General features: G+C 46.2%; 7 protein-coding genes and 1 pseudogene. 6 read left to right on the forward strand and 2 right to left on the reverse strand.

Annotation, left to right across the window (positions count from 1 at the left end):
- The first annotated feature begins 69 nt into the window (after positions 1-69).
- The 3 genes from atpG to ACOMG9_RS24650 all read left to right on the forward strand — a co-directional run bounded on the left by atpG (position 70) and on the right by ACOMG9_RS24650 (position 2,878).
- A complete protein-coding gene (gene atpG / locus ACOMG9_RS24640) occupies positions 70-930 on the forward strand; it encodes a F0F1 ATP synthase subunit gamma (RefSeq protein WP_422136033.1) in 861 nt (286 codons plus the stop codon).
- 42 nt (positions 931-972) lie between these two features.
- Positions 973-2,349, forward strand: a complete 1,377-nt coding sequence (atpD, locus tag ACOMG9_RS24645; RefSeq protein ID WP_317144281.1) for a F0F1 ATP synthase subunit beta — start codon at positions 973-975, stop codon at positions 2,347-2,349.
- 103 nt (positions 2,350-2,452) lie between these two features.
- Entirely contained in the window at positions 2,453-2,878 is a 426-nt protein-coding gene (locus ACOMG9_RS24650) for a F0F1 ATP synthase subunit epsilon (protein WP_422136032.1), read from the forward strand.
- Between the two features lie 102 nt (positions 2,879-2,980).
- On the opposite strand, the gene ACOMG9_RS24655 is transcribed toward ACOMG9_RS24650, so the two are convergent.
- Positions 2,981-5,431: an OTU domain-containing protein gene (locus tag ACOMG9_RS24655; protein ID WP_494529562.1), complete on the reverse strand. Its 2,451-nt coding sequence runs from the start codon at positions 5,429-5,431 to the stop codon at positions 2,981-2,983.
- 598 nt (positions 5,432-6,029) lie between these two features.
- Here ACOMG9_RS24655 and ACOMG9_RS24660 point away from each other — a divergent pair.
- Positions 6,030-7,415 (forward strand): hypothetical protein, encoded by a 1,386-nt coding sequence (locus tag ACOMG9_RS24660; RefSeq protein WP_448215071.1) that lies wholly within the window; start codon positions 6,030-6,032, stop codon positions 7,413-7,415.
- A gap of 168 nt (positions 7,416-7,583) precedes the next feature.
- The gene (locus ACOMG9_RS24665) at positions 7,584-9,143 is read left to right on the forward strand and encodes a hypothetical protein (protein WP_448215070.1); all 1,560 of its coding nucleotides are present in this window, start codon (positions 7,584-7,586) and stop codon (positions 9,141-9,143) included.
- Between the two features lie 91 nt (positions 9,144-9,234).
- On the opposite strand, the gene ACOMG9_RS24670 is transcribed toward ACOMG9_RS24665, so the two are convergent.
- Entirely contained in the window at positions 9,235-10,320 is a 1,086-nt protein-coding gene (locus tag ACOMG9_RS24670; protein ID WP_448218589.1) for an IS630 family transposase, read from the reverse strand.
- Between the two features lie 213 nt (positions 10,321-10,533).
- Between ACOMG9_RS24670 and ACOMG9_RS24675 the strand changes: the two are divergent.
- Positions 10,534-11,954: pseudogene (locus ACOMG9_RS24675) on the forward strand (ISNCY family transposase).
- Positions 11,955-12,422 lie beyond the last annotated feature (468 nt).

The following is a 12,422-nucleotide window of genomic DNA, read 5'->3' on the forward strand; positions in this document are numbered from 1 at the left end:
GTGGTCAGTGGTCAGTAAAGCTGGCTTACTGGCCGCTGGCCTCGAAAGCCTGGCTTGAGGAACTGAATAATGGCAGGCGCAAAAGAGATCCGGACGCAGATATCGTCCATTAAAGGTACGCAGAAGATCACCAGCGCCATGGAAATGGTGGCGGCGAGTAAGATGCGTAAAGCTCAGGAGCGGAGAGAAACCAGCCGCCCTTATGCCGAGCGTATCCGTCAGGTTGTAGGGCATGTTGCTCACGCCAATGCCGAGTACAAACACACCTTCATGACAGAACGTGAGGTGAAGCGTGTCGGTTTTATCATCGTTTCCACGGATCGGGGCCTCTGTGGAGGTCTTAACATCAACCTGTTCAAGAAAACCATTGAGAGTATGACTCAGTGGAAAGATCAGGGTGCTGAAATAGATCTTTGCCTGATCGGCAGCAAGGCTGTTGGATTTTTCCGTAGTTACGGCGGGAACGTCGTAGCAGCCACAACACATATTGGTGACTCACCCAACATTGCTGATCTGATTGGTGGTGTAAAAGTGATGCTGGACAAGTACGAAAACGGTGAAATTGACCGTTTGTACGTTGTTCACAACCGCTTCGTCAACACCATGACACAGTCTCCTGAGGTATTGCAGTTGTTGCCTCTGGTTCCAGATGAAGATGAGTCACTGAAAAGACCCTGGGATTACATTTATGAACCTGATGCCAAACAATTGCTGGATGGCCTGTTGATCAGGTATATCGAATCCCAGGTATTCCAGGCAGTAGTAGAAAATAACGCCTGTGAGCAGGCCGCGCGAATGATTGCCATGAAGAACGCAACAGATAACGCCGGCAATCTGATTGATGACCTTCAGTTGGTGTACAACAAGGCTCGTCAGGCTGCAATCACACAGGAACTGTCTGAAATCGTCAGTGGCGCTGCAGCGGTGTAACTAAGGCGGCTGTATAAAAGATTAAAGGGTAGAGGAAAGGCTATGAGTAGTGGTCGTATCTTACAAATCATCGGCGCCGTCGTTGACGTCGAATTCCCCAGGGAAAGTGTTCCCAAAGTCTACGACTCTCTGAACGTCGAAGACAAAGATCTGGTACTGGAAGTTCAGCAACAGCTGGGTGACGGTATTGTTCGTACTATCGCCATGGGTTCCACCGAAGGTGTATCCCGCGGTCTCACAGTGGCTAACAGTGGTGAACCGATTCAGGTACCTGTAGGTACCAAGACTCTGGGTCGTATCATGGACGTTCTGGGTAACCCTATCGATGAGAAGGGCCCTATCGGTGAAGAAGAGCGAGCGTCCATCCACCGTAAACCACCCACCTATGCAGAGCAATCCGCTTCCAACGAATTGCTGGAAACCGGTATCAAGGTTATCGATCTGGTCTGCCCTTTTGCGAAAGGGGGTAAGGTCGGTCTTTTCGGTGGTGCCGGTGTTGGTAAAACCGTAAACATGATGGAGCTGATCCGTAACATCGCTATCGAGCACTCCGGTTTCTCTGTTTTCGCAGGTGTTGGCGAGCGTACTCGTGAGGGTAACGACTTCTACCATGAGATGACCGATTCCAACGTAATCGACAAAGTATCTCTGGTCTACGGTCAGATGAATGAACCACCCGGAAACCGTCTGCGCGTTGCTCTGACAGGCCTGACTATGGCTGAGAAATTCCGTGACGAAGGTCGTGATGTACTGCTGTTCATCGACAACATCTATCGTTACACCCTGGCGGGTACTGAAGTATCTGCTCTGCTGGGTCGTATGCCATCTGCGGTAGGTTACCAGCCGACTCTGGCAGAAGAGATGGGTGTACTGCAGGAGCGTATTACTTCCACCAAGACCGGTTCTATCACCTCTATCCAGGCCGTGTACGTACCTGCGGATGACTTGACTGACCCGTCTCCGGCGACCACCTTCTCGCACCTGGATGCGACCGTTGTACTGAGCCGTGATATCGCTTCCAAGGGTATCTACCCTGCGATCGACCCTCTGGACTCTACTTCCCGTCAGCTGGACCCTCTGGTCATCGGCCAGGATCACTACGACGTGGCTCGTGGTGTGCAGACCGTACTGCAGCGTTACAAAGAGCTGAAAGACATCATTGCAATTCTGGGTATGGACGAACTGTCTGAAACAGACAAGCAGACAGTAACACGTGCCCGTAAAATTGAGCGTTTCCTGTCTCAGCCATTCTTTGTTGCGGAAGTCTTCACCGGTGCACCTGGTAAGTATGTTTCCCTGAAAGACACCATCAGTGCCTTTAAAGGTATTCTGGCCGGTGAATACGATCACCTGCCAGAGCAGGCGTTCTACATGGTGGGTGGCATCGAGGAAGCGATCGAGAAAGCCAAGTCCATGTAATGGCCGGGACGCTCTGCTTTTGAGGAGCGTCACCCCGTGCCGGGAATGGTTCAATCATTTCCGGTCTACCGTCCATGCGAGGACATAAGAGGAGGTGACACAAATGGCGATCACGGTTCACTGTGACATCGTTAGCGCCGAGGAGGAGATCTTCTCCGGACTGGTAGAGATGGTTATTGCTACCGGTTCTCTTGGTGACCTGGGTATTGCCCCTGGCCACACGCCTCTGCTGACTGATCTGAATCCGGGTCCAATCCGCCTGATCACCCAGGGCGGCGCAGAAGAGGTGTTCTACATCTCAGGTGGATTTCTGGAAGTGCAGCCTAACCAGGTTAAGGTTCTGGCTGACACGGCTCTGCGTGCAGACGATATGGATGAGCTTGCTGCTGAAGAGGCCAAGAAACTGGCTGAACAGGAGCTGACTAATCAGAGCGGTGAGTTTGATTACTCCCGTGCAGCCACTCAGCTAGCTGAAGCCGCTGCTCAGCTGCGTACTCTGCAGGCCATTCGCAAGAAGCTTGGTAAATAAGCAACTTGTGTCTTATAAAAAAACCCGGTTTATTCCGGGTTTTTTTATACGTGTAAAAAATCACCCGCGCGGGTACAACGGGATAGAAGTATTTTGTCTTTTTTATTGCTGCATGAAAAACCGGAAACCGTTGCTCCCTAGGTTATTTTCCAAAGAAGGAAGATCGGGTAATTCATCAACGTTAATGATATTGGGTTGACCGGGGAACGGATCTTGCTGATAGGCAAAAGTCCAGTGGTTTGTATTGATGAATACTAAGATCAACGCATTATCGATATGTTGAGGTACATCGGCAGGGTCAATGTCTTCCGGCTGGCCCTGGTTCCACACAGTCACCTGCAAATCAGAGCTGTGGTTGAATTGCGGGTGTATTACAACAACGCTCCTGCCGAATGCCAGTGAAGCGAAGGCAGCCATGGATATGTCAACCCAGCCGTCTGGTCCGTCTGATGATATCTGGGCTAGAAGTTCAGGGGCTAAGGACATAATGCTTTCGGGAACATAACCCTGGTAGTTTGAGGGGGACGCAAGAAAGATTTGTAACGCACGTCTTATGCTTTCTTCGTCGTAACCCGGTAATTGCTGTGCCAACGCATGGGTAAAGCAATGTCCATCGCCGGGAGTATCGCCCAGTGCCAGCTGTTTTTGTTCGAGAAATTCATTGAGTTGCCGGGCATATTCAGACCCGTCTGTGGTATTCGTTTGTAGTTTTTGATAGATGGTCGATAGCTGCTGCGCAATATCTTCACGCGCCAGATGGTTAAATATGAATTTTCTTTTATAACCACCTATGTAATGCATATGGGGATGAACCGTTGCGTCGCCAACGCCGATCGCATGAAAAATCAATGTCCATAGTGCGCTGTGCAGGGGAGAGTAGCTATAAGCAGCAATGAAATTTATGGCATCAATCTCACTGTAACCGGGGCGCAGAAAACCGATGCTGAACATCACCTGCAGCATTTTCGAAATGCTAATGTCGTCAGTGTCAAGCTTGGCAATCCCTTCATTGAGCAACTCAGGTGCTGTAATGGGAGAGTTAACAACGACCTCCTTGATTCCTTCTGGAAGTCTATTATTACCCGCGCTGACCATAAAGAACCCCCGGGGCTTCTCTTTGTCATCCCTGCTGCGATGATCGGCATTGAGATCTGAGAAATCAGGTGTCGATGTAAAAGAGGGGACATGATTTTCTGTACTAAACCATTGTTGTCGGGTTTGCCCGTTTTTATATTTGTTCGCAGAGTTTTTCAGAGCTGAGTAGCTGACTCCACTGAGCGTAACAGAATCCTGGGGGTTAAAGGGCAATTGAGTCTTATTCTGATCCGGAAGCAATCGCAGTAAAGCATTAATATTTGATATGTGCCGGTTGACAAACAATCTCAGGGCCTGCTCTTGTTCCTGTGCAAATTTCCGTTGCTGTTCCAGCTCCCGGTCCGGGTCCCGCATCAACCTCATTGTCTTTCTCTGTCGCAGCCAGGGAACTGAGCTCATGTAAGTTGATTTTATGGTTTCATACACAGCCCCCTTTAGTTGAATGACCGAGCTGGATAATTTATGCAATTCCCAGGCAGCCAGTTCTTTCTCGCCATTAACTGGCTTGTTCTCAATAATGTCTAACAGCTTAGCTGTTGTCATATTATCGAAGTTAGTGGTGCTTAGTGCCCGTGATAAAGCTTCATACAGATCAGCCAGAGTGAAAACCATACCCAGATGAAGTGCATCGTTGAGCCTTCCAACGAATTCTTTTTCCTGATCAGTCAACTGTGTCCATATTTCTTCTGATTCCTGATTGCTACCTGTTGCCGGATCTGTCTGCATTGGATTACTAACTGGTGTTACCGAATAGGCCAGGAGAAAGTCGTTTTTCGGTTTTGTTACAGAGCCCCCATTGTCAATGAGCATAAGCCTTATTTGCATAGCCATTGAATAAAGCTCTGATGTATTGTATCGTTTTGAAAAAAAACCGGGAAGCGGATAGATAATGTCTGAATTAAGAAGCTGTATCAGTTTTTCGGGGTATTCAGTGAAGTACTGAAAAAGTAGCCCGGTTATATCGGTTTTATCTTCAACGTTTATACGGTTAACAAACTGCCAGAAAGAAGGCGTGGCATTGGGATCTTCAGGCTCATATTCAAGCAGGTCGTGAAGGCTTATCACGTTAGAGGCCTGAGTTGTAAAGCGTCCGGTGGACCTTTCCATTTCAAGGTAACGATAGGTTTTTTTATTGTAATCAACCCATGTCAGGTCCTCCCTGACATGGGTGTAAAAATTAAAATGGTCTCTGCATTTCAACCAATGGGCATAGCCATAGGTTGCAGGTAATAGTTTTTTAGCTGAATCAGCACAATGGCTGCTTTTAATCAGCAGAGAGATATCCAGCAGTTTTTTTCTTACCAGCTGATAATAGTGCTTTTGTTCTTCATTTTCTGCCTGAACCGGAGAGGCTGTATACAAAAGAGCGAGTACAAGTGCTTTAAATTGAGGTTTTTTTAATACAGCAGCTATTAATAAAGTTTTTGTTAACGCTGCCCTCAGATTTTTAATATCCATAGTTTCTTATATCCTGTTTATGATTTTATTTAAGGCTGACAATTATAGTTGAAATTAATAAAAGTGCCGGTATTGCTAATTTTGCGTAAATAAAGCCCACCACCCTAATCAGGAATAAATTGTTTGGCACGTAAATCCTAAATTGACACCCTCTAGTTCGGTGGGGTCTCACGCGAATTGAGCATAAATGCTGATTTTAATAAGGGAGAAGCAGACAGAGACTATATAGGGTTATTTCTTTATCAAACTATAAAATCATTGAGCGCATATGCCATGCAACAGACTTCATAAGAATCAGTTTTTATAAATCGTTTATATACAATTTGCCGCTGAAATAAACGCTATACTCTCAGCTTTCCCCAGTATTACGGGGCCTTTTATTTCTGGATTCTGGACTTTACTGCAGTTGCCGTCGAGGAGCTTAAATATGAAACAAGTTTTAAGGGCTTTTCCTGTGACGTTGTTATCCATTGCTGTTATTTACAATGGAATAGCTCTTGCTGGGGTGCAAAGCTCTCTAGAGTACACGTATTCATATTTTAGTAACCATAAAAAGTTTATTACTGAGCTGTGTTTTATGGGGGTGTCTGGTGGGTTAATGTTTGGAATAGGTTTCATGCTAGGGCGCAGTGCTGCTGAAGAAGCGGAAGCGGACGAGAACGCGGAGAAAAAAAATCCAAGGGACTTCCCATTGAGTCTTGTTACTGTCAGCAGCAATTTAAATGCGGTAATGCGGACCATGCCAGCAACTCAGTATTACCAGAAAACAATTATCAACCAGTACAATCTGGTTCCATTTAATATTAGTGATGATAACTATGCTGACCCAGAGAAAAAGCTGGAGTACCTCTGGGCAAGGGCTACTTTCCTTGATGTCTATCCCAAGGACCTTAATAAAGGTGACCTCGAGCCAGCACTGTTTCCATTAAACACTGCATACGATCTGGCTTATACCTACGGGTCTGCAACCGAGCTTTGTAACTCTCCACTGCCGAAACCTTTAACCAAAAAATTCCGCTGCAATGATCAGCAACTGACCGGATTTTGTCGAATCAAGTTCATGCTCAATGGCAAGATCAGTACTCTGGTTGGTATGTTGGCCAACACACCCGATAATGTCAGCGGATGCCTTTTATCCAGCCGAAAAAGAGATAATTTCCTGGTGTCGTTGGGGGGTGAAACTCTGTTACCCAGAGATATTCTGGTCACCGACAAAAAGTATTATCAGATTAATGTTACTTATGACAATGTCTCCTATCGATTTCAGGATTGGCTCTTGAATCTACCACCCTTTGCATCAACAGTGCTGTTATCTGGAAGTTTGCGTCATGAAAGTCTGTGCAAAGATGGAGTCAGTCCTGGAGTCCAATGGTACAACGATGGCGCTCATAGCAGCGAGAATCGATGCGAAGGCTTGGCAGCTGAGGCAGAGCCAGCAGGCAAGATATCCCACTTCATCCCTGTACGACAGAAAGCTGATAAAAGCAGACCGTCTCCTGTGGTATGGCAGAAAGTGCCATCACAACAAGACAAAGGGACAGTCAGCATCGAAGTTCAGAAATACTTTTGTTCCCCCAGAAAGCCTTACAAAGAATTTATACTGGGCTCCTTGGCAGGAGAGGGACCTGATAAATATTGTAGATACATTGGTACCAGTGGAAAAAGTGGTTACGTTGCTACCAATCAGAATGGCAGTACTGCTTCTGATTACCTGACTCCCTTGGTTGACGCTAACATTCGCTGGCAGGCTTTTGAGGGTGAGCTGCCTGATAAGGCTGTTATTGCCGGATATAGCTATTCAAGTTCAGGCAAAGAAGTTAGCAAAGTGCCGCAATATTTTTGTCGTTTTATGAACAATGGTTTCAATACCTACGGAAAGTATTTTAAGGAGGGCAAAGTCTGTAAAGCTTCATTTGCAACGCCGAGTGGAGACTCCCACGCTCTAGTTGATTCAAAGACCTTTGAAATTCTGGTCGGGGAATGACGGAATCAGTTGAAAGGGAAGTGTGTATTCCTGAAAATCTTTGAAACCAACTGGTCAGGTACTTTGTTCATAAGGATCAGTTTTTACAAATCATTTCTATACTATTTGCTGTTGGAGTAGACACTACATTCTTGGCTTCTTTGAGAGTTATTGTGGAGGAGCTTTGCTATGAAGCGAGTTTCACGGGCTTTATCTGTGCTGGTGTTATCTATTGCTGTCACTAACAATGCTATCGCTGTGGTTGGAGTGCAAGGCCGTGAGTTGCTTACGTACTCGTATTCACAACAATTAAAGGATTCAAAGTTATTTAGGGTACTGGCTATATTGGGCTTATCTGTGTTCGTTTTTGAGGTGGGGTTCTCGGTTGGGCATTATTCTACGCTATATGCTTTAGATCTTGAGAAAGCTGACAAAGCTGAGAAAAAGAGTCCCGATAATCCACCATTGGCGCAGAGTAATGTCAGTCCCGGTTTCAGAGAGCCGATGCGTAGCACGCTGGCTACTGAGCATTATCAGAAAACCATTATCGACCAATATAACCTGCTTCCTTTTAATCTCAGTGAAGATAACTATACCGACTCAAATAAGAAGTTGAAGTACCTTTGGGCAAGAGCGACTTTTCTTGATGCCCAACCCTTGCATCATAATGAAGGTGACGTCCAACCAGCTCTAATTCCATTAAACACTACCTATGATCCGGCTAATCCCTACGGATCTGCAGACGAGTTTTGTATTTCTCCATTGCCGGCACCTTTAACCAAAAAGTTTCGCTGCAATGACCAGCATTTGACCGGATTCTGTCGTGTTAAGATCGGCGGGATCGGTAGATTGGTTGGTATGCTGGCTAATACACCTGATAATGTCAGCGGATGTCTGTTATCAAGTCGAAAAAGAGACAATTTTCTGGCATCTTTGGGGAGCGAAACTGTGCTACCCAGAGATATTCTGGTTACCGACAAAAAGTATTACCAGATTAATGTTATTTACGGCAATACCACCTACCAATTTCAGGAATCGCAGGGGCATCCGGTACCCTTTGCGTCAACAATACTGTTGTCTAAAAGTTGGCGTCACGAAACCTTGTGTAAAGACGGTGCCAGTCCCGGGACTGAATGGTACAACGATGGTGCTCATAGCTGTGGGCATGGGTGCGCAGGCCTGACGGCTGATGCTGACTCAGTAGGCGATGTGTCCCACTTTATTCCTGTACGACAGAAGGCTCATAAAAGCAGACCATCTTCCGTAATATGGCAGAAAGTGCCGTCACAAGAAGGTAAAGGCATAATCAACACCGAAGTTCAGGAATACTTTTGCTCCCCCAAAAAGCCTTATAAAGAATTTATACTGGGCTCACTGGTAAGAGAGGGGCCTGATAAGTATTGCAGATACATTGGTACCAGTGGAAAAAGTGGTTATGTTGCTACCAATCAAGATGGCAGCATCGCTTCCGATTACCTGACTCCTGTGGTTGACGGTAATATTCGCTGGCAGGCTTTTGAGGCTGAGCCGCCTGATAAGGCTATTATTGCCGGGTATAGTTTTTCTGGTTCAGGCAAAGAAGTCAGCAAAGTGCCGCAATATTTTTGTCGTTTTATGAACAATGGTTTCAATACCTACGGCAAATATTTTAAGAAGGGCAAAGTCTGTAAAGCATCTTTTGCAACACCGAATCGAGACTCCCACGCTTTAGTCGATTCAAAGACCTTTGAAATCCTGGTCAGGGAATGATGGGCCCAATTAAAAGGAGGTTGCAGGCAAAATATTGACCTCCCTTTTGATGATGGTTTCTGGCAATGTAACACCGATGAACTACCCCGCTCTAGTGTAGTGCGTCGTTCTTTTTGCAACTTAACCGGCGATTAGCCCGAACGACTTTTTCTAAGATATCATTTGCCTTAGCAGTCCAGATAAACGGCTTTGGATTTTGATTATGCTTTTCAATATATTCATCAATCGCACTGACTAGCTGTGGCACACTGACAAACACACCACGGCGTAAACGCTGACTCGTGAGATCCCGAAAAAATCTCTCAACCATGTTTAACCATGATGCTGACGTTGGCGTAAAGTGCATATGAAAACGAGGATGTTTTTCCAGCCATTCTCGCACCTTCGGGTGTTTGTGAGTCGCATAGTTGTCGCAAATCAGGTGCAGCTCTTTGTCTTTTGCCGTTTCCCTATTTATCTGTTTAAGAAACTTCAACCATTCCACATGGGTATGACGCTGCTGGCACTGACCGATGACAGCACCATCAAGTACATTCAGTGCTGCAAAGAGAGTGGTTGTACCATGTCGTTTATAATCATGAGTCATTGTTGCGGCACGCCCTTTCTTCAACGGTAAGCCAGGCTGTGTTCGATCGAGTGCCTGAACCTGACTTTTTTCATCACAGCACAGCACCAACGCATGTTCAGGAGGAGACAGATAGAGTCCGACAATATCTTCAAGCTTCTCCACAAATTTCGGGTCTCGGGACACCTTGAATGTCTTTTCCAGGTGAGGCTTGAGGCCATATGCATGCCATATCCGGCGAACACTTCTCTCACTGATACCGCTAACAGCAGCCATAGTTCGGGTGCTCCAGTGAGTGGCATTTTCCGGAAGGGTGTTTGTGGTCAGACTCACAATCTCAGCAGCATCAATCTTCTTTTTACGGCCACTGCGAGCTCGATCCTGTTCAATCCCGGAGAAGCCTTCCTGAGCATATCGGTCACGCCAGCGGCTGACCTGATGACGACCGATCTTCAGTATTTGCGCAATCTCAAGATTGCTTTTTCCTTCTGCAGAGAGAAGAACAATCTGGGCACGGCGGGCCAAGCGAAGAGGGCAAGTATTTGATGAAGTAATCTTTCTGAGTCGTATTTCTTCAGAAGCATCAAGTATTATCTCTGTGGCAACTCGCATAGTAAAAACAGGCAGTGGTTGGAATAACATCCATAGTAGACCGTTAGGAGTCTTTATGTACTGTTAATTAGGTCGCACTACACTAGGTGGCGGGATATAAGACCCGAAGAGATTAATTAGTGCCTGTCCGAAAACCCTCAAGCACTTGAATACAGAAGCCTTCAGCCCCATATAGCTCTCGAAGATTTACCAAAACAGGCTGTTTTCACATTTATGCGCCAAACCATCAACCCACAAATGCAGCTGGGAGAGGTTGATATCTCTGCCATCACCTTCGATGCTAAATCAAGGGACGATATTCCACGATTGTTGCGGGCTTTACAGCTCATATGGACAAATATCGAACTACGCAATCAGGTCTTTCAATACTTGATACCATGACCACCACTGACCAGAACAATGGTCGCTCTGGCATAGAGTTCTGGAAAATCTTAGTACTGGGTACACTCCGGCTGGTCACTAACTGCGATTTCGACCGACTGAGAGAGCTTGCCAATGAACATGGCACCCTTAGACAAATGCTTGGCCACGGCCCTTACTGTACGCACTCTTACCATATACAGACATTGCAGGATAATATCAGCCACTTCACCCCTGAAATACTGGATCGGGTGAACCAAATCGTCGTGGCAGCAGGCCACATACTGGTTAAAAAAAAGACGAGCCGTTACATGGCCGTGCCGATTCTTTCGTAGTCAAAACCGATGTTCATTTTCCTACGGACATCAACCTATTGAGCGACGCTTGCCGTAAAAGTATCGAGTTTGCGTCAGCCCTTGCTGACCAGTACCAGCTTCCGGGGTGGCGCCAGCGTGAATATCTCAAGAATCAGCACCGTAAGCATTACCACAAAGCACGAAACCTGAAACATTCCGGTGCTTCCTGTGAGCTGAAAAAGCGCCTGCGACAGCACGACATTGAGATGGCTCATATAGAATACATCAAGTACAGCACCTCCGTTCTTTACAGAGCAGAAGTGACCTTATCTTTGCTGGTGAAGAAACACCCCGATGAACCAAGGCTGGAAAATCTCAAATACCACATCGCTCACGGCAAGCACCAGATAGCTCTGATTTATCGGCGAGTAATTGAGCACGAACAGATTCCCCACAGCGAGAAGATATTCTCGATTTTTGAACCTCACACTGAATGGATCAGCAAAGGCAACCGGTACGCCAGTAGAACTGGGGCTACGAGTGTGCGTGCTACAGGATCAATTTGGTTTTACCCTGCATCATCTGGTCATGCAAAGGCAAACAGACGACCAGGTTACTGTGCCTATGGCAGAAGGTGCTAAAAAGCGATTCCCAGCACTGAACCAGGTGAGCTACGACAAGGGCTTCTGGAGCCCGGACAATCTTGAAAAGTTGGAAGTCTTCCTTGAGCGTCCGGTTCTGCCAAAGAAAGGCAGGCTGTCAGCCAATGACAAAAAACGAGAATTCCATCCTGAATTTATCCGGGCAAAAAGAAAACACTCAGCCGTGGAGTCAGACATCAATGCACTGGAAGCCAATGGCCTGGACAAATGCCCGGATAAAGGCATTGTAGGCTTTAAGCGGTACGTTGTGCTGGCTGTTGTTGCCAGCAATCTAAAGCGATTAGGTAAAATTCTTCTGAGTAGAGATCGTCAATAGCTTTCCAGCCTGTTACCGGTCAGTTTTTGTTTTATCGTGCTATGCATGAGGGTTTTGCACGATTTGGAAAGGGTGTTTTTGTTTATATTTCACACAAATGAGTATAAGAAATAGCCTTTGCTTGCCGTAGCAGTAAAGTTCAGTCGCTATGAATGGATGTCAGTTAGAATTCGCTGTGAATTTTCTGGGTTTTCTGACAGGCACTAATTAAACACCTCTAATTATGAAGAGTGACTCACTCCAGTTAATTATCATTATGAACACTTATGTTTCTGAAAGCCTTCAGCAGCGAGGGCTGCATGTATTCTTCGCAAAAAATTAGGTGTAATCCGATCTTTTGAAAAAGGCGGCTTAAGAAGTAAGCTATGTCTATCGGTCGGGGCTGAAGATGTACCGACTCGGTAGCCAGAGTGTCATTTCAAGAGCAGTAAATTGTAGTTGTTGGCAGTTATCCTGGTGAGTGCAGTT

It is taken from the genome of Endozoicomonas sp. PH6C, from assembly GCF_059322965.1.